This is a genomic window from Streptomyces sp. NBC_01433, assembly GCF_026340105.1.
Taxonomy (GTDB): Bacteria; Actinomycetota; Actinomycetes; order Streptomycetales; family Streptomycetaceae; genus Streptomyces.
In genome coordinates this window covers 2,767,105-2,784,978 of the sequence record NZ_JAPEPM010000001.1, presented here as the reverse complement: position 1 = coordinate 2,784,978, position 17,874 = coordinate 2,767,105, and the positions used below count along the sequence as shown (strand labels likewise).

General features: G+C 71.0%; 15 protein-coding genes and 3 pseudogenes. 6 read left to right on the top strand and 12 right to left on the bottom strand.

Annotation, left to right across the window (positions count from 1 at the left end; all coding sequences use genetic code 11):
• Window positions 1-33: 33 nt before the first annotated feature.
• Together OG413_RS12530 and OG413_RS12525 are read left to right on the top strand one after the other, a co-directional pair.
• On the top strand, window positions 34-1,851 hold the full coding sequence (locus tag OG413_RS12530; RefSeq protein WP_266805130.1) for a prolyl oligopeptidase family serine peptidase: 1,818 nt from the start codon (window positions 34-36) through the stop codon (window positions 1,849-1,851).
• 370 nt (window positions 1,852-2,221) lie between these two features.
• Entirely contained in the window at window positions 2,222-3,001 is a 780-nt protein-coding gene (locus OG413_RS12525) for an SURF1 family protein (RefSeq protein ID WP_266805128.1), read from the top strand.
• 213 nt (window positions 3,002-3,214) lie between these two features.
• On the opposite strand, the gene OG413_RS12520 is transcribed toward OG413_RS12525, so the two are convergent.
• From OG413_RS12520 to OG413_RS12490, 8 genes and pseudogenes are all read right to left on the bottom strand, one after another.
• The gene (locus tag OG413_RS12520; protein ID WP_266805126.1) at window positions 3,215-4,591 is read right to left on the bottom strand and encodes a hypothetical protein; all 1,377 of its coding nucleotides are present in this window, start codon (window positions 4,589-4,591) and stop codon (window positions 3,215-3,217) included.
• Window positions 4,588-5,163 (bottom strand): SigE family RNA polymerase sigma factor, encoded by a 576-nt coding sequence (locus OG413_RS12515; protein ID WP_073719508.1) that lies wholly within the window; start codon window positions 5,161-5,163, stop codon window positions 4,588-4,590. The genes OG413_RS12520 and OG413_RS12515 overlap by 4 nt, the downstream gene beginning before the upstream one ends.
• A 359-nt stretch (window positions 5,164-5,522) precedes the next feature.
• Window positions 5,523-6,587, bottom strand: coding sequence for an aspartate-semialdehyde dehydrogenase (locus OG413_RS12510; RefSeq protein ID WP_266805124.1), 1,065 nt, complete (start codon window positions 6,585-6,587; stop codon window positions 5,523-5,525).
• Window positions 6,584-7,855, bottom strand: coding sequence for an aspartate kinase (locus OG413_RS12505; protein WP_266805122.1), 1,272 nt, complete (start codon window positions 7,853-7,855; stop codon window positions 6,584-6,586). The genes OG413_RS12510 and OG413_RS12505 overlap by 4 nt, the downstream gene beginning before the upstream one ends.
• 167 nt (window positions 7,856-8,022) lie before the next feature.
• Window positions 8,023-8,130, bottom strand: a pseudogene (locus OG413_RS47105) (hypothetical protein); the annotation flags it as partial.
• A gap of 15 nt (window positions 8,131-8,145) precedes the next feature.
• A pseudogene (locus OG413_RS12500) lies at window positions 8,146-8,596 on the bottom strand (Uma2 family endonuclease); the annotation flags it as partial.
• A 21-nt stretch (window positions 8,597-8,617) separates the two neighbouring features.
• Window positions 8,618-8,887: a hypothetical protein gene (locus tag OG413_RS12495; protein WP_266805121.1), complete on the bottom strand. Its 270-nt coding sequence runs from the start codon at window positions 8,885-8,887 to the stop codon at window positions 8,618-8,620.
• Entirely contained in the window at window positions 8,884-9,126 is a 243-nt protein-coding gene (locus tag OG413_RS12490) for a hypothetical protein (RefSeq protein ID WP_266805120.1), read from the bottom strand. The genes OG413_RS12495 and OG413_RS12490 overlap by 4 nt, the downstream gene beginning before the upstream one ends.
• A gap of 591 nt (window positions 9,127-9,717) precedes the next feature.
• On the opposite strand from OG413_RS12490, the pseudogene OG413_RS12485 reads away from it, so the two are divergent.
• Window positions 9,718-9,831 (top strand): annotated as a pseudogene (locus tag OG413_RS12485) (DUF4442 domain-containing protein); the annotation flags it as partial.
• Between the two features lie 152 nt (window positions 9,832-9,983).
• Window positions 9,984-11,159: an abortive phage infection protein gene (locus OG413_RS12480; protein WP_266805118.1), complete on the top strand. Its 1,176-nt coding sequence runs from the start codon at window positions 9,984-9,986 to the stop codon at window positions 11,157-11,159.
• A gap of 35 nt (window positions 11,160-11,194) precedes the next feature.
• Here OG413_RS12480 and OG413_RS12475 read toward each other — a convergent pair whose 3' ends face one another.
• A complete protein-coding gene (locus OG413_RS12475) occupies window positions 11,195-13,264 on the bottom strand; it encodes a LamG-like jellyroll fold domain-containing protein (protein WP_266805116.1) in 2,070 nt (689 codons plus the stop codon).
• 283 nt (window positions 13,265-13,547) lie between these two features.
• On the opposite strand from OG413_RS12475, the gene OG413_RS12470 reads away from it, so the two are divergent.
• Window positions 13,548-14,381: an NAD(P)H-binding protein gene (locus OG413_RS12470; RefSeq protein WP_266805114.1), complete on the top strand. Its 834-nt coding sequence runs from the start codon at window positions 13,548-13,550 to the stop codon at window positions 14,379-14,381.
• Between the two features lie 82 nt (window positions 14,382-14,463).
• Here OG413_RS12470 and OG413_RS12465 read toward each other — a convergent pair whose 3' ends face one another.
• The 3 genes from OG413_RS12465 to OG413_RS12455 form a co-directional block, all read right to left on the bottom strand.
• The gene (locus OG413_RS12465) at window positions 14,464-15,123 is read right to left on the bottom strand and encodes a DUF5063 domain-containing protein (RefSeq protein ID WP_266805112.1); all 660 of its coding nucleotides are present in this window, start codon (window positions 15,121-15,123) and stop codon (window positions 14,464-14,466) included.
• An 89-nt stretch (window positions 15,124-15,212) separates the two neighbouring features.
• A complete protein-coding gene (gene recR, locus OG413_RS12460) occupies window positions 15,213-15,812 on the bottom strand; it encodes a recombination mediator RecR (protein ID WP_266805110.1) in 600 nt (199 codons plus the stop codon).
• A 99-nt stretch (window positions 15,813-15,911) separates the two neighbouring features.
• Window positions 15,912-16,247 carry a YbaB/EbfC family nucleoid-associated protein gene (locus OG413_RS12455; protein WP_073719500.1) on the bottom strand — a complete coding sequence of 112 codons (336 nt, stop codon included), beginning with the start codon at window positions 16,245-16,247 and terminating at the stop codon, window positions 15,912-15,914.
• A 372-nt stretch (window positions 16,248-16,619) separates the two neighbouring features.
• On the opposite strand from OG413_RS12455, the gene OG413_RS12450 reads away from it, so the two are divergent.
• Window positions 16,620-17,408 carry an SLATT domain-containing protein gene (locus OG413_RS12450; RefSeq protein WP_266805108.1) on the top strand — a complete coding sequence of 263 codons (789 nt, stop codon included), beginning with the start codon at window positions 16,620-16,622 and terminating at the stop codon, window positions 17,406-17,408.
• Window positions 17,409-17,874 lie beyond the last annotated feature (466 nt).

The window sequence follows — 17,874 nt, the reverse complement described above, 5'->3', positions numbered from 1 at the left end:
CCGGTCGCGCGTCCGATCGGGTTGGATGGTGGCATGAGCGATACACAGAACGCCTCGTCCACGCCGGCGTGGGAGCAGCGGTTCCGCGCACCCCGGGTTTCCCTGCCCGACTGGGCCGAGGACTCCCCTGAGCGCTCACTGTTCGTCTCCAATGCCACCGGGACGTACGAGCTGTACGCATGGGACCGGTCGAGCGGGGAACAGCGCCAGGCGACCGACCGGCCCAATGGGACGACCGACGGTGTGCTGACCCCGGACGGCGAGGCCATCTGGTGGTTCAGCGACACCGACGGCGACGAGTTCGGTGTGTGGATGCGGCAGCCCTTCGCCGGTGGCGCCGACGAGCCGGCGGCCCCCGGTCTGGAGCCGTCCTACCCGGCCGGCCTCGCCATCGGACGCGACGGGACCTCGGTGATCGGCCGCTCCACCGACGAGGACGGCACGACGATCCATCTCGTACGCCCGCAGGGGGAGCCCGCCGAGATCTACCGGCACCGGGAGTCCGCCGGGGTCGGGGATCTCTCCCACGACGGCACGCTGATCGCCCTGGAGCACACGGAGCACGGCGACGCGATGCACTCCGCGCTGCGCGTCGTGCGCCCGGACGGTTCCACGGTCGCGGAGCTGGACGACACCGAGGGCGGCACCAAGGAGCTGGGCCTCGCGGTGCTGGGCTTCGCACCCGTGGCCGGTGACTCCCGGCTGCTCGTCGGACACCAGCGCCGGGGCCGCTGGGAGCCGATGATCTGGGACCCGGTCGCGGGCACCGAGACCGCCCTGCCCATCGAGCTGCCCGGCGACGTGGGCGCCGAGTGGTATCCGGACGGCTCCGCGCTGCTGATCGAGCACAGCTTCGAGGCCCGCAGCGAGCTGTGGCGGTACGAGCCGGGCGCGGAGGGGCCGGTCAGGGTCGAGACCCCCGCGGGTACGGTCTCGGGCGCCACCGCCCGCCCGGACGGCACCGTGGAATATCTCTGGTCGTCGGCCGCGCAGCCGCCGGTCGTGCGCTCCACCGCCGGATCCGTGGTCCTCGACCCGCCCGGCGCCAAGGCCCCGGCGTCGGTGCCGGTCCAGGACGCGTGGGTGGAGGGCCCCGGCGGCCGCATCCACGCCCTCGTGCAGCGGCCCGCGACCGGTGACGGCCCGTTCCCCACCATCTTCGAGATCCACGGCGGGCCGACCTGGCACGACAGCGACGCCTTCGCCTCCGGTCCGGCCGCCTGGGTGGATCACGGTTTCGCGGTCGTACGGGTCAACTACCGCGGCTCGACCGGCTATGGCCGCGCCTGGACGGACGCGCTCAAGCACCGGGTCGGTCTGATCGAGCTGGAGGACATCGCGGCGGTACGGGACTGGTCGGTGAAGTCCGGGCTCGCGGACCCGCGGCGGCTGGTCCTGGCCGGTGGCTCGTGGGGCGGCTATCTGACCCTGCTCGGCCTCGGCACACAGCCCGAGTCGTGGGCCCTCGGCCTGGCCGCCGTGCCGGTCGCCGACTACGTCACGGCCTACCACGACGAGATGGAGGCCCTGAAGGCGATGGACCGCACGCTGCTGGGCGGCACCCCCGAGGAGGTGCCCGAGCGGTTCGCGGCCTCGTCACCGCTGACGTACGTCGACGCGGTGCGCGCCCCCGTCTACATCTCGGCGGGCGTCAATGATCCGCGCTGCCCCATTCGTCAGGTGGAGAACTACGTGGACCGCCTCAAGGCGCGCGGGGCGGCGCACGAGGTGTACCGGTACGACGCCGGGCACGGCTCGCTCGTGGTGGAGGAACGGATCAAACAGGTCCGGCTGGAGCTCGACTTCGCCCTGAAGCACCTGGCCGACGCCCCCGACAACGACGGCAGTTGACCGCAGCCGGCTTCAGGACGAGCTGAGGCAGGACGAGGAGGCACGGCTACGAACTGACGGGAGGGGCGGCAGCGCGGCTGCGAGGCTGCGAGGCGCGGTCGTCGCCCGGGGGCGGGGCGGGCGGCTGCGAGGCGCGGTTCGTCGCCTGGTGGCGGGGGCGGGGCGAGGTGGGGCGAGGGCGGTGCGGGGCGGCGACGGTGGGCGCTCGGAACTGCGGCTTGGGGTCGCGCGGATGTCGCCTCGCGGTGTTCCGGCCGCGGGCTGACGTCAACGTGGCGACGGGTTGCCGACGCCCTCGCGCACGCGTAAGGGCTGGATAAATGGTGTACCCCGCTCCGGGCCGCCGGAGCGGGGACCGTACCGTGGAGGGGTGTACCGGTTCCTGCTGACCCCGCGATGGTGGGGGATCAACCTCTTCGTCGTGCTGGCCATCCCGTTCTGCGTGTTCATGGGCACCTGGCAGCTCGGCCGTTTCGAGGACCGCGTGCAGTCGCACGAGGAGGCCGAGAAGCGGCCCGATCCGGGTACGCGGGCCGCCAAGCCGCTCGACGCGCTGCTGCCCGTCGACAAGGTGACGTCCGGCCGTCCGGCCGTCGCGTCCGGCACGTACGCCGACCAGTTCCTGGTCCCCGGCCGCGAGTTGGACGATCGCAACGGCTTCTACGTCCTGAACCTGCTGCGTACCGACAGCGGTAAGGCCCTGCCGGTCGTACGCGGCTGGCTGCCCGGCAGCGCGGGGAGCGCCGCGGTCCCCGCCGCGCCGAAGGGCGAAGTCACCGTGACCGGGGACCTCCAGGCCTCCGAGAACATGAACAGCGACGGCGTCCACTCCGACGGCGGTCTCCCCGACGGTCAGGTGGGCATCATCAGCGCCGCGTCCCTGGTGAACCTCGTCCCGTATGACGTGTACGACGCCTGGGTGACGCTCCCCGAGGCCGAGGCCGGGGGTACGGGCGGCGCGATGAAGCCGGTCCCGGCCGCCGCGCCGCAGGGCAGCGGACTCGACCTGAAGGCATTCCAGAACCTCGGCTACACCGGCGAGTGGTTCGTCTTCGCGGGCTTCGTGCTCTTCATGTGGTTCCGGCTCGTCCGGCGCGAGGCCGAGGCCGCCCGCGACATAGAGCTGGGCCTCGTTCCCGACGCCGACTGACCCACCCGCGTCCGCCCATATGGGTCTGGGCAGCCACCCCCGTCGGTCCGGCCATCTGTCCTGCCGTCGGTCCGGCCGTGGACCCGTCGGTCCGGCCGTGGACCGTCTGTCCGGCCGTGGACCGTCTGTCCGGCCGGTTAGCCGTGGTGCGGCTCGGGGCCGACCGTCCGGCCCGGCCCCCGCTTGTGCGGAACCGGGTGCGGGTCAATACAGCTAGGACGCGGTGAGTACGCCTGTCCGGTAGATCGTGCCCGCGCACGCGTTGTCGATCTTCGTCTCGGCTGTCGGCGCGCCCGATTCCGGGGTGTGTGTCACGGCGACACTGCCGTCCGCCGCACCGCCCTCCTCGCCCGCGAGCTGCGCCTGCGTGCCTTCCTGCGGGGAGCCTTCGCCGGTCGAGCCCCCGGCACCGTCCGTCGGGGTCGGGCTGGGCGTGGCGCCGGTGGTCGGGCAGGTGTCCGTCGGCACCCAGGCGAACTTCACCTCGTACGCCATGGACGGCTTCAGCAGCACCGTTCCCGGTTCCGTCGAGGGGTCGGGCAGTCCGGACGCCGCGTCTCCCGCGGTGTGCTGGACCACGTCGATCTTGAGCGGGTCGGCCGCGCCGCTGGCCATGAAGCTCACGGTGCCGTTGCTGCTCACCGAACAGTCCTTGCCGGACACGTTGGCGATCTTGAAACTGCCGTACACCGTGCCGTCGGCACCCGTCGCGCCCGTCCCGGCCGAGGCGACCCCGAGCTGGCTGGGGTCGCAGGTCGGCATGGAGGCCGCTTCGGAGCGGGGCGAGTCGGCGACGCCGCCGATCCGGTTGCCCTCGGCGTCCGTACCGCCGCTCACCGAGGGGCTGTCGGAGGCGTCCGGCAGGCCCTTGCCGCCCTCGCTCTCCCGCTCGGAGGATCTGGACGGCAGGTCGCCGCCGGCCTCGGAACCGGTGTCGGTGCCGTTGCCGCCCTGGGTCTGTTCACCGTGACCGGCGATGGCGGGCCGGTCGGTGGACGAGCCGTCCGAACTCGCGACGTGGACGAAGGCGGGAACGGCCGTGCCGATCAGCAGGGCCGCCGCGGCCGCCCCGACGACGGCCTGCCGCCGTCTGGCGCGCCGGGCGGGAACCGCACGGTGCAGATGGTCCAGGGTGCCCTCGGAGGGTGCGAGGTCATGGACCGCGCCGCGCAGCATGCGGCGCAGGGCCACCTCGTCCAGTTCCCCGCCGTCGCGCGCGCGGCCGGCGAAGAGGTCGGTCAGCGTGCCCGGGACGTCGCCGCCCGGGACGTCGCCGCCCGCGTCCTCGCCCCGGAAGCGGCCCGAGGTGCCGTCGCCCAAGATGTCGCCGCCCGAGAGGCCGCCACCCGCACCGGCGCCCGAGGCGTCGCCGCCCGCCTCGATGCCGCCCGTGTCGATGCCCACGACGTCCCCTGACACGTCCCCTGACGCATCGACCGCCTCGTCGCCCGACGAGTGGCCCGACGCGTCGTCCCGCGTATCGCTCAGGGCATCGTCCGCGGTGTCGTTGCCCGGGGTGTTCTCCGGCCCGTGGTTCACAATTCCGTTTCCAGTCCGGTCAGTCTCGTGCCTGCCCTCGGGCCCGCTCATGCCTGCGCCTCCATCACGACGCGCAGTGCCGCGATACCGCGGGAGCCGTACGCCTTGACCGAACCCAGTGACACTCCCAGCGTCTCCGCGACCTGGGCTTCCGTCATGTCCGCGAAGTAGCGCAGCACCAGCACCTCGCGCTGGCGCCGTTGCAGCCCCTTCATCGCCTTGATCAGCGCGTCCCGCTCCAACTGGTCGTACGCGCCCTCCTCCGCGCTCGCCATGTCCGGCATCGGCTTGGAGAGCAGCTTCAGCCCGAGGATTCGCCGCCGCAGGGCGGAGCGGGAGAGGTTGACGACGGTCTGGCGGAGGTACGCGAGTGTCTTCTCCGGTTCCCGTACCCGGTTGCGCGCCGAGTGCACGCGGATGAACGCCTCCTGCACCACGTCTTCACAGGACGCGGTGTCGTCCAGCAGCAGGGCCGCGAGGCCGAGCAGCGAACGGTAGTGGGCGCGATAGGTCTCGGTGAGATGGTCGACCGTGGTCCCCGCTGCCACCGTCTCCTCAGCGCCCTCGCGCTGCGACGGCAGCCTCGCCGGACGCGCGGCGGGCATGGGCGCGATCACCGGCATTCCACCGGCCGCGCGGGGCCGCCGGAGCGGACGCACCGAAGCGCTCCGCAACTGGCCCACCACTGTGATATCGAGAACCTCTGCCACGCCAGTTGGACACGCTGCCCCCCGTCAGGGTTGTACGCGTACGGCACCGCGTTCAGCGCTGTGCGACATGCCCTCATACGTACCTGCTCTTCCCCAAATGCCCCATAAATGCGCCCCGCCACGCAAGAAGTGACGGCATAGACGCTGCCCGACCGACGTGCGGTTGCAGAAGGCCGGGAGATCATCGTCGGATATGACAACGCCCCAGCTCAAGGGGTTCAGACCAGCGAATTACTCATAGGGCGTTCACAGATCCTACAAAACAAGTTCGATCAGGTCCGGGGGAATTCAGCGGCCACGGATTCGGCGATCTGGGCGACGTTCAAAGCCGCACCTTTTCGGAGATTGTCACCACAAACGAACATTTCCAATGACCGTGGATCGTCCATCGAGCGCCGGACCCGTCCGACCCACGTCGGGTCGGTGCCCACGACGTCGGACGGCGTGGGGAAGTCGCCGGACGCCGGGCTGTCGAACAGCACCACGCCGGGCGCGGTCGCCAGGATCTCGTGCGCCCGGTCGACGGCGACCTCGTTCTCGAAGCGCGCGTGGACGGACATCGAGTGCGTCGCGACGACGGGGACGTACACACAGGTCGCCGCGACCTTCAGGTCCGGCAGATCCAGGACCTTGCGGCATTCCTCGCGGATCGCCAGTTCCTCGGACGACCAGCCGTCCCCGGCGTCGGTCCCGGCCCACGGCACGACGTTCAGGGCCACGGGTGCGGCGAAGGGGCTCTTCTCGCGGTCGCCGAGGGCCCGCCGTACGTCGCCGGGGTGCGTGCCCAGGTCCGTACCGGCCACCAGGGACAGCTCCTCGCGCAGGGCCGCGACACCGTCCCGGCCCGCGCCGCTCACCGCCTGGTAGGAGGAGACGATCAGTTCCCGCAGCCCGAACTCGGCGTGCAGCGCACCGACCGCGACGATCAGCGACAGCGTGGTGCAGTTCGGGGAGGCGACGATTCCGCGCGACCGGAGCCGTACGGCGTGCGGGTTGATCTCGGGGACGACCAGCGGTACGTCGGCGTCGAGCCGGAAGGCCGCCGAGTCGTCGATGACCACGACGCCCTTGGACGCGGCGATCGGGCCCCAGCGCGCGGACACCTCGTCCGGCACCAGGAACAGGGCCACGTCGACCCCGTCGAACACGTCCTCGTCGAGCGCGAGGACCTCGGTCTCCTCACCGCGTACGACCAGCTTGCGGCCGGCCGAACGCGGCGAGGCGATCAGTTTCACCTCGCCCCAGACATCCGCGTGCTGCGAAAGGATCTGGAGCATGACGCCACCGATCGCCCCGGTCGCGCCGACGACCGCGAGCGAAGGGCGGCGGGCAGTCATCGTCCGGTGCCCCCGTAAACGACGGCCTCGTCGGAGTCGCTGTCGAGGCCGAAGGCGGTGTGCACGGCGCGCACGGCCTCGTTGACGTCGTCGGCGCGGGTGACCACCGAGATGCGGATCTCGGATGTCGAGATCAGCTCGATGTTCACGCCCGCGTCGGACAGTGCCTCGAAAAAGCCCGCCGTGACGCCCGGGTTGGTCTTCATACCGGCGCCGACCAGGGAGATCTTGGCGATCTGGTCGTCGTAACGCAGCGACTCGAAGCCGATGGTGGCCTTGGTCCGCTCCAGGGCGTCGATGGCCTTGCGGCCCTCGGCCTTGGGAAGGGTGAAGGAGATGTCCGTCAGCCCCGTCGACGCGGCGGAGACGTTCTGCACCACCATGTCGATGTTGACCTCCGCGTTCGCGATCGCGCGGAAGATCGCGGCGGCCTCGCCCGGCTTGTCGGGGACACCGACGACGGTGATCTTGGCCTCGGAGACGTCATGGGCGACTCCGGAGATGATCGCGTGCTCCACCTGCTGGTCCCCTTGCGGCTCGTTGCTGACCCAGGTGCCGCGCAGTCCGGAGAAGGACGAACGGACGTGGATCGGAATGTTGTATCGGCGTGCGTACTCGACACAGCGGTGCAGCAGCACCTTGGAGCCGGACGCCGCCAGCTCCAGCATGTCCTCGAAGGAGATCCAGTCGATCTTACGGGCCTTCTTCACGACCCGCGGGTCGGCGGTGAAGACACCGTCCACATCGGTGTAGATCTCACAGACCTCGGCGTCCAGCGCGGCCGCGAGCGCGACCGCGGTGGTGTCGGATCCGCCGCGGCCCAGGGTGGTGATGTCCTTCTTGTCCTGGGACACACCCTGGAATCCGGCGACGATCGCGATATTGCCCTCGTCGAGCGCGGTACGAATCCGCCCCGGCGTGACATCGATGATCCGCGCTTTGTTGTGAACCGAGTCGGTGATGACACCGGCCTGGCTGCCCGTGAACGACTGGGCCTCGTGGCCCAGGTTTTTGATCGCCATCGCCAGCAGGGCCATGGAGATCCGCTCTCCGGCGGTCAGCAGCATGTCGAATTCGCGCCCGGCAGGAATCGGGGATACCTGCTCGGCGAGATCGATCAACTCGTCCGTCGTGTCGCCCATCGCTGACACCACGACAACCACCTGGTTGCCGTTCTTCTTGGCATCGACGATTCGCTTGGCGACGCGCTTGATGCCCTCGGCATCGGCTACGGAGGAGCCTCCGTACTTCTGCACGACAAGGCCCACGTGCGCTCCTCGCTCAGTCCATTACTACGGTCGGCTCAGTTTAACGAGCAGTCCGGAATCGCCCGCCTCATACCAGATGGTGAGATGTCCCGCCCACCACATGATCCGGCGTGTCGACCCGAACTGCTCGTACCGGGCTGCTGCCCGCCGATCGCCCCCGCACTCCCTTATGTGGCCCAGCCCACACGCCGGGACGCCCCGCCTGCGGCCGGCCGGTCGGCCGGTCGGCCGGTCGGCCGGTCGGCCGGTCGGCCGGTCGGTCGGTCGGTCGGTCGGTCGGTCGGTCGGCGTCAGTCTGCGTAGTCCTTGAGCTTCTCGGTGTCCAGGGTGAGGCCCACCGGCTCGGGCAGCTCGATGACCGCACCGAAGGGCCTGGTGGTGGAGGAGCCGTACGCCCCCTTCTCCGGCTCGGTACACACGGTCACCGAGCACGCCTCACGGTCGACCGGCAGATAGACCGGGATACCGGGCCGCCGCATAGCCCTCGGGCTTCTCGACGCGGTCGCGCCGGTTGGTGTCGGCGTCGCGGGAGGTGACCTCGACCGCCATCAGTACGCCGGTGGGGTCGGCCCACTCCCCCGACCCGGCGAAGTAGTCATTGGGGGCGAGTGCGCCGTCGGGGCGGGCCCGGCCCCTGCGGTACGCCTCGATCTTCAGCCCCTGCTCGGGGTAGAGCGACAGTTCCGGCCGCTGCTGGATGCACTGCCTCAGCAGCCACATGACAATCGCACCATGGTGCCCCGACCCGGATCTCCCGCACGCTCATCGGCGCGGCCTCGGTACCGCGGCCGTCCCGCGTCCCGCCGCCGATCGCAGCTCGGCCACGCGGGCGGCGACGTCCAGCTGTCCGCGCGGGCGGGCCAGGAACGTGTCCGGTACGTCGCCGGTCGCCCCGCTCGCCTCGTCGCGGTCGATGCCGGCGCGGCAGTCCCCACAGACGCCGTCGACCAGCGTGGTCGTGGTCTCGTCCTCGTCACAGAGGGCGCACATCATCAGGGCGCCCACGATCTCCTCGGAGTGGGCGTCCGTCATGGCGGGCCGCGGTGCGGGGGCATCTTGTTCTCCAGTCGGGTACGGAGGAAGGCTCCGGCGGAATGCACGGAGGCGGGCAGCCCCGACACCAGGGACCGGGTGACCTGCTCACGGCCGAGGCCGCGCGCGAGCCACTCGTCGACGAGGTGCTCCAGCGCCACGCACTCGCCGTCGGACAGCTGGAGCCTCGACTCCTGGCCGCCGAGCCCCGCGAGCACGCTGTACGCCTCCGAGCGCACGGCCGGAACGCCGGGCTCAGGCTCCGACTCCGGCCGCTGCGAATGCTGTTGCTTTTCACGGGGTTGTTGCTGTTGCTGCGACACCACGTCCGGGGCGGGCGACTGCCCAGGGGCGTCGACGCGGCGTCGCGGGCGGTCCGCGAGAAGTACGTACGCGTCACCCAGCGCTTCCCGCCGTCGGTCACGGTGATGTGCACCTTGATCCGGCGCAGTTGCCCGGCGCGGGTCAGCCGGTCCAGCGCGCTGCGGCACGCCTGTTGGCCGTGTTCCGGCAGTTCCTCGGCCAGCACCTTGTAGCCGACGGCGGCGCCTTCGGGAAGTCGGTCGATGTACGCGGCGATGGCCGCTTCCCGGGCGTCCAGGTGGCCGAAGTCGTCGGCCCCGCGCGGGGTTTCGTCGGGGGCGTGACGCTTTCCATACCCGGCTTTGGCCATGGGATGGGCGGGCGCACGCAGGACAGCACTAACATTGTCAGCAGCCATGCGGATCGAAGGCCTAACGTTCGATCTGGAACGGTCAGACCCCGGATGGTGTTCCTGCACCGCCGGGGTCGTCCGTTTTTCGGACTGTGGGTCGCTCACCGTGAATTCCGGGCGGACCCTGACCGTGTGCGTGCTGGAGGTGTTCGGCGTCCAGGACGGTCGGCGAAAGCTGGTCGCCAACGGACAGCAGACGCTGATCCGCGTGGCCGTGCCCGAGCAGTGAGCCCGCAACCGCCGGTGCCGCCGTCCCGTACGACTTTCGTCGGCCTCCCGTAGACCATCGGCCGACGCCCCGGCCGCCCCTCGCTCACGACACTGGACGCCTCGGCCGGAACACGGGATCACCGGAACGCCGGAACAAACGGGAGGCACCCAGTGCGGAGCAGTGGAATCAGCCGGGCACGGTTTCTGGCCGGGACGGCGGCGCTGGGGGTGGCGGGAGCGGCCGGTCCGCTGCTCTCGGCGGCCCCGGCCGGTGCGTCACCGCGCCCGGGACTGACGTATCGGGGCGTGCTGTACGAGGTCACGGACGGCGAGAACCCGGCGACCGGATGGAACGCGCAACGTATGCGCACCGACCTCCGGGCGATCAGGAACGACCTGCACGCCAACTCCGTTTCGGTCTGGGGCGACGGTGTGGAACGGCTCGCGGCCACGGCGACCGAGGCGGCCGAACGCGGCCTGCACGTCTGGCTCCAGCCGCGCCTGGGCGACGTCCCGGAGGCGGACATCCTCGACCACCTGGCCGAGACCGGCCGGCACGCGGAACGGCTGCGACGCCAGGGGGCGCGCGTCCACCTCAGCGTCGGGTGCGAGTTCGTGCTGTACGTACCGGGGATCGTCCCGGGGGACTCGGCGCTCGAACGCGTGGAATACCTGCTCAACGGGACGTTCGACCCCGTGCTGGTGCAGCGGCGTCTCGCCTCGTTCGTCGCACGGGCGGCGAAGGCCGGACGGTCCGTGTTCCGGGGGCCGCTGACGTACGGCGCGGCGCACGAGGACGTGGTCGACTGGGACCTCTTCGACCTGGTGAGCGTCAACTACTACGCGTACCACGGCAGCCGGGCCGGTTACGTCCGCGACCTGCGCCCGTACCTGCGGTGGGGCAAGCCGGTCGCCGTCACCGAGTGCGGCACGTGCACCTACGTCGGCGCACCCGAGCAGGGCGGCATGGGCTGGAACGTCGTCGACTACGAGAAGGGCGAGATCAAGGGTGATCTGGTCCGCAGCGAGCGGGCCCAGGCGGCGTACCTGACCGACGTGTTCGACGTCTTCGAGTCGCTGGGCCTGTACGCGGCGCTGGTCTATACCTTCTCCGCCCCCGACGCCCCCCACCGCCCCGACGACCCGCCGCACGACCTGGACATGGCCACGTACAGCCTCGTGAAGACGATCCGCGACGGCGACCCCGACGACCCGGCGTCCCCCTGGCACTGGGAACCGAAGGAGTCCTTCCACGCACTGTCACGGCACTTCGGGAGGGCGGGGCGGGGCGGTGGGGGGAGCGGTGAGAGCGGTGGGGTGAGGGGGTGGGGTGAGGGGGTGGAGTGAGGGGATGCGCGGGCTGAGGGGCAGCGGGCCCCCTGCTAGCTGAGCAGGGCGATCTCCCTGCCGGTCAGCGCACCGGCGAAGGCCCGCACCTGGTCGACGTCGCCGTGGAGGTACTCGCCCCACCCGTCCGCCGTGATCCCGCGCCCGACCTGAAGGCCGCCGGTGCTCTTCCGCGCGTCGTGGAACTCCGCACCGGCCTCCGCGTTCGTCTGGCCGTTCACATAGAGCCTGACCTCGTCCGTCGCGTTGTCGTAGACCACGGCCAGCCGCTGGTCATAGCTGGAGCCCCAGGACGGGATGCGTGCGACCACCGTCTCGGCCGCGCCCGGAGTGTCCGCGGACGGCACGACCAGCTCCCAGCTGTCCGTCGTCGGCCCGTAGCGGACCTTGAACGCGCTCTGATGCTCGCCGCTCTGGGAGAGGACCGTCATCGGCCGGTCGGGTTGGCCGTCGGCAAGGCGTACGGTCGCCGTGACGGTGAAGCTGTCACCCGTGTCGGCCACCGGTTGCTGGGTGGCGGCGTATCCGGAGGTGCCGTCCAGGGCCAGGTGACCCTCGCCCTCGATCGGCCATGCCTCGGGGAAGCACTCCGGGTCCATCGGATCGCACGCAAGCTCGGGCCGGTAGATCGAGGCACCGGGGCCGAGCTTGAGCGGCTCGCCGCCGTCCGCCTCGGCGCTGAGTCCGTCCGGGGCCGTCTCCAGCGCCCAGTGGCCCCGCAGCCGGGCCTTCCGGCTCGCGAGCCCGGTCAGCTCGTCGGGCACCACCACCCGGTCATGGACGCGTACGTCCCCGATCCCGCCCTGCCAGTGGTCCTGGTAGCCCGCGGGTCCCCGCGCTCTGCCGATCTGGAAGTTCCCGCCGCCCGACACGGGGGACACGGGCTGTTCCTCACCCATCGCCCGTCCGTTGACATGGAGCCGCGCCTTTCCCGTCCTCGCGTCGTACTGGCCGAGCACATACGCCCACTCGTCCACCTCCGGCCGACCACCGGTGAGCCGCGTGCCACCGACGTCGAACGACCACACCGGGCGCCCCTCGGACTGCGACAGCCCCAAGGTGAACGCGGACCCGCCGGACGCGTCCTGTGCGGCGATCGTGCGGGTGCCGTCCACCGCCGCCGGTCGTACCCAGCCGCCCACCGCGAACGTCTGCCCGGCCGCCACCACCGGGGCGTCAGGGGTAAGGAAGGCGTTTCCGGTCCCGTCCAGCCCGACCGTCGACGCCACCGCCGTACCCGAGGGCCCGGCCGATCCGAAGACCGCGCCCGCCCCGGCGCGGGCCACGGGACCTGCCTCGGCCGCCGCCGCGGGCGAGCCCTCGGCGTCGTTCAGTTTCCAGTGCGCTGCGGGGGTACGCCCCGACGCCACACGGAACTGATAGTTCCGCGGGGTGCTGCTGTTGGAAGCCCGGTCGAACGCCTGAACCTCCAGCCCGTGCAGGCCCGAAGATTTCGGAAGGTAGGAGATATCCGCGCCGTTGTCCGGACCCGAGGCCGCTACGGTCAGCAGAGGTCCGCCGATGAAGTTGTAGCGGTAGAGGACCACGTCGTCGGAGGCCGACTCGATGTGGAAACTGCCGTGAACACCGACGCCGTCGGTCCAGGCGTCGTCGTCCGGGTAATCCGCCGACGACACGACCGGCCGCTGCGGGGGCGCGTTGTCGTAGATGAACTCGCAGACCGTCCCCGCGCCCTCGGAGCTCCAGGGTGACACCCCGTTGTCGTTGGCGGCCCGTACGCGCAAGGAGACGACCGTGTCCGTCGGGATGTTGTCCGGCAGCTTCCAGGAGAACGGAGCAGTGTCACTTGTCATGCCGGTGGTGAACGTTGCGCGCCGCTCGACGCCGGTCCCGTCCTTCCACCATGCCTCGAACTCCCCCGCGACCCGGCTCGCTTCGCCCGGCTGATTGTCCCCGGGTCCGTACAGCCGCGCCGTCACCGTCGCCCCGGATCTGAGGTAGGGCCGTTCCTCGCCCGCCGCACACGGTCGCGCGTTGATGCTCAGATCCGCGACCAGCGGCTGCTTCGGCGGCAGCGTGCCGGCCGTCGCCGCTGTCGCGATGCCCCCCGCCGCCAGTACCGCTCCGGCGACGAGTGACGCCACCGCCGCCCGTCCCGCCCATCTCGCCTGTCCCGTCCGTCTCGCGCGTCTGTATCCCGCACCCTCTGTCATGCGCGTACCTCTCCCCTGCCGAGCCCATGAAGATCACAGGCCCGGGGAGGCTAGCAACTTCTTGTGACAACTGCCCGCAATTTATGGCGAATTGAGGACCGCGCAGGCGGCGGGCACCCCGAGACAGATCCCGCTTCCCCTTGATCTCAAGCCGGGTTGAGGTCCTAGCCTGCTGCTCCTGGCCAGCACAGAACAATCACGGAGGAGGACGACGGTGATCCTGGTGACCGGCGCGACCGGAAACATCGGCAGGGAGCTGCTCGCGCAGTTGCGCGCTCATGGAGATCTGTCCGTACGGGGGCTGACCCGTGACGCGCGGCGGGCCTCGTTCCCCGAGGGGGTCGATGTCGCGGAGGGGGATCTGCGGGACGCCGCATCCATGAAGTCGGCCTTGAACGGCGTGCGTTCGCTGGTCCTGCTGGCGGGCAGGGGCGCGGACCTCACGGTCCTGGACGCTGCTCGACGGGCCGGTGTGGAGCATGTGGTGCTCGTGTCGTCGATCACGGTCACGAGCCATCCTCATCTGCCCGAGGCGCGGGCGAACCTGGAGATGGAGCGGCTGCTGGTGACCAGCGGGATGGACCGGACGGTCCTGCGGCCGACGCAGTTCGCCTCGAACACCCTGTGGTGGGCTGAGTCGGTCCGCGAGCGGGGCGTGGTCCGGGTGCCGTACGCGGATGTCGGCCTGCCCGCGATCCACCCAGCCGACATCGCGGGCGCGGCCCGTGTCGCGCTGACCGATCCGGCTCACCGGGGGCGCACCCACCTGCTCACGGGGCCGGAGCGGATCAGTCCCCGGCGGCAGGTCCTGGACCTGGCGACGGTGCTCGGACGTGACCTGGAATGCGTCGAGATCAGCCGGGAGGAGGCCCACGGGCAGCTGGCCGCCGCCCTGGGGGACGGCTCCGCGAACAGCGTCCTCGACCTGATGGGCGGGGACGTCAACGAGGAACTGCTGGCCGTCCGCGACACCGTGGCCCTGGTCACCGGGCAGCCGGCCAGGACGTTCCGGCAGTGGGCCACGGAGAACGCCGCCGCCTTCCGGTGAACCGTCCGGTGAGGCTTCCGGCAGACCGTCCAGTGGAGCTTCCGGTGGAGCGGACGCGACGTGGCGGGGCCCTCGCCGCCCGCTACTTCACCGGCCGCAGCCCCAGCGGTCCCGCGATCTCCGCGACCATCACGCGCCCCGCCTCCTCCGCCAGGTCGTCCTCGCCCGGGTCCTGGTCGATGTCCAGGCCGTCGAGCTCTTCGAGAGGCTGGTTGAGGCGGATGTGGGCGATCAGGGACTGGAGCGCGCGCAAGGTGGCGGAGGCGGTGGAGCCCCAGTTGGAGAAGTACGAGAACTGCCACCACCACAGCGCCTCGGCGGTGCGGTCGGCATCATAGTGGGCCAGTCCGTGGCCGAGGTCGGTGACCAGATCGGCCAGGTCGTCGGAGATCCGGTGCGGGACCGGGGGCTTGCGGGGCTCGTACGGGTCGAAGACCTCGGAGTAGACGTCGATCGGCTCCAGGAGGGCCGCGAAGCGTTCGCGCAGCCCGTCCGCGTCCGGCTCGGGGCCGAGGTCCGGTTCGTACCGCTCGTCGGGCAGGACGTCCTCGTACGCGCCGAGGCGGCCGCCCGCGAGCAGGAGCTGGGAGACCTGGAGGAGCAGGACCGGGACGGCCTCCTCCGGCTCGTCGACCTTGGACACCTCGGTGACCGCGACGATGAACGTCTTGATCTGGTCCGCGATCTGGACGGCGAAGTCGTCCGGGTCCTGCGTGACGGAGTTCAGCGTGGCGTCAGACATCGAGGGGACCTCCCGTGGGCGCGGTCACGAACGGTGAGTGGGGCCGGAAAAGCAACGGTGCGCGGGGCCGGAAAAGTACCGGGTGGGCGTCAGACATCCAGCAGCCGCCTTCCTTCGAAGGCACGGCCCAGGGTGACCTCGTCGGCGTACTCCAGGTCACCGCCCACGGGCAGGCCGCTGGCCAGCCGGGTCACCCTGAGACCCATCGGCTTGATCATCCGCGCCAGGTACGTCGCGGTGGCCTCGCCCTCCAGGTTGGGGTCGGTCGCCAGGATCAGTTCCGTGATGGAACCGTCCGCGAGCCGGGACAGCAGTTCCCGGATGCGCAGGTCGTCCGGGCCGACGCCCTCGATCGGGCTGATCGCGCCGCCGAGGACGTGGTAGCGGCCCCGGAATTCGCGGGTCCGCTCGATCGCGACGACATCCTTGGGTTCCTCGACCACACAGATGACCGTCTGATCGCGGCGCGGGTCCCGGCAGATCCCGCACTGTTCCTGCTGGGCGACGTTGCCGCACACGGCGCAGAACCGGACCTTGTCCTTGACCTCCAGGAGGGCATGGGCGAGGCGGCGTACGTCGGTGGGCTCGGTCTGCAGAATGTGGAAGGCGATCCGCTGGGCGCTCTTGGGACCGACGCCGGGCAGCCTGCCCAACTCGTCGATGAGGTCCTGAACAACGCCTTCGTACAACGGAACGCCTTTCCCTTATTCCTGCTTCGTACCGTAGTCGGTACGCGTGGGTACCAGTAGGTCGCGTGAGGACCCGGAAGGGTCCGGAGGTCCAGAAGGTCAGAAGGGGAGGCCGGGCATGCCGCCCAGACCCTGGGCCAGCGGGCCCAGCTTCTGCTGCTGGAGCGCCTGCGCGTTCTCGTTGGCCGCCTGGACCGCGGCGACCACCAGGTCGGCCAGCGTCTCGGTGTCCTCCGGGTCCACGGCCTTCGGGTCGATCACCAGGGCACGGAGCTCGCCGGAGCCGGTCACGGTGGCCCTCACCAGGCCCCCGCCCGCCTGACCGTCGACCTCGGTCCTGGCCAGTTCCTCCTGGGCCACGGCAAGGTCCTGCTGCATCTTCTGGGCCTGCTGGAGCAGCTGCTGCATGTTGGGCTGACCACCACCGGGAATCACGGTCACTCCTGGCATTTCGACGACAAATGTTTCGGTAAGCCGAGCCTACGTGTTCACCGGTCGCCGCGCCCCACCCGCCGGAGACCAACTCTTTCGGGTGAGATTGCGGGAGCGTCTCCCCGCCTCCTATACCTGATCACAGGCCGTGCGAAGGCAGGAATCCCGCGATTTCGATCCCACGGCCCACCATTCGGCGGTAGGAAGGGCACGCGTATCAGTACACACACCCGCACCGTCGGTAACGCAGAGTTACCCGAGCGAGGCCGTCGGCCGCGCCGACTGCCCTCCCGTGCCCGAGCCACGCCCGGAACACGTCGAGTCACGTCGAGTCCTTAAGCAGAGTCCTTAAGCAGAGTGCAGAGGAGTGCCCCGGTGAGTCAGCCGGAGATGCAGCCCGAGGGGCCGCCCCGCAAGGAGTCCGACGCGGGATCCGGTGGGGGTACCGAAGCGGAACAATCTGTTCCGATTTCCGCCGCGGGCCGCGACCTGACCGGCCGCGCCTTCCCGCTCGGCGACTGGGGCGAGCCCGCCGAACGCCTTGACGAGCTCTACCGCTGGGTCGAGACCGGCGCCCTGCGTACCGCCGACTGGTATCTGACCGACCGGATCCGGAAGCGGCGCGGGGCCCGCACGCTGCGGCTCGGCACCGCCGCCGGAGTGGTCGCGGGCACGGCACTGCCGCTGCTCGACCTCACGGGCGCACTGTCCGGGTCGGCCGGCTGGGGCTATCTGTCGTTACTGCTGGGCGCCGCCTGCATGGCGTGCGACCGGTACTTCGGTCTCACCTCCGGCTGGATAAGGGATCTCGCGACGGCTCAGGCCGTGCAGCGGCGCCTTCAGGTGCTCCAGTTCGACTGGGCGTCGGAGTGCGTACGCGAGGTCCTCGGGCCGACCGAGGGAACGGCCAGCGAGGCCGCCGAGCGGTGCCTCGGGGTGCTGCGGCGGTTCTCGGAGGACATCACCGAGCTGGTCAGGTCGGAGACCGCGGACTGGATGGTGGAGTTCCGGGCTGGGCCCGCGCCCATGGGGATGCAGTCGCTGGTGTCCGGCGGCGGGAGCGGGCGGGCGGAGCCGGGGGCGGGGGCGGGGCGGTTCGCGATGCCGTCGGTTGCCACCCGGCCGAATATGCCGCGTCAGCGGCCGCCGGAGTCGCCGCGCTGAGGTGGGCGGGGTGGGGGCGGGGGCTTTCTTTCGGGGGCGCTGCCCCCGGGCCCCTGGTCCTCAATCGCCGGACAGGCTGAAATGCGGCCCCGGACCGCCCGTACGGGGGGCGGGCTTGAAGGTGGCCCACGGCGCCGCCCCGTGCGGCGGACGAGCTTGAGGGCGGAGTGGCGCCGCGGGTTCCTTTCGGGAGCGCTGCCCCCGAACCCCCGAACCCCCGGTCCTCAATCGCCGGACAGGCTGAAATGCGGCCCCGGACCGCCCGTACGGGGGGCGGGCTTGAAGGTGGCCCACGGCGCCGCCCCGTGCGGCGGACGAGCTTGAGGGCGGAGTGGCGCCGCGGGTTCCTTTCGGGAGCGCTGCCCCCGAACCCCCGAACCCCCGGTCCTCAATCGCCGGACAGGCTGAAATGCGGCCCCGGACCGCCCGTGCGGGGGGCGGGCTTGAAGGTGGCCCACGGCGCCGC

Bases quoted from the DNA above. Each gene is read 5' to 3' on its own strand.
- OG413_RS12530 (WP_266805130.1), top strand. From the start codon at position 34: ATGAGCGATACACAGAACGCCTCGTCCACGCCGGCGTGGGAGCAGCGG.
- OG413_RS12520 (WP_266805126.1), bottom strand. From the start codon at position 4,591: ATGAGCGGGCCCGAGGGCAGGCACGAGACTGACCGGACTGGAAACGGA.
- OG413_RS12515 (WP_073719508.1), bottom strand. From the start codon at position 5,163: ATGCCGGTGATCGCGCCCATGCCCGCCGCGCGTCCGGCGAGGCTGCCG.
- OG413_RS12510 (WP_266805124.1), bottom strand. From the start codon at position 6,587: ATGACTGCCCGCCGCCCTTCGCTCGCGGTCGTCGGCGCGACCGGGGCG.
- OG413_RS12495 (WP_266805121.1), bottom strand. From the start codon at position 8,887: ATGACGGACGCCCACTCCGAGGAGATCGTGGGCGCCCTGATGATGTGC.
- OG413_RS12465 (WP_266805112.1), bottom strand. From the start codon at position 15,123: ATGTCTGACGCCACGCTGAACTCCGTCACGCAGGACCCGGACGACTTC.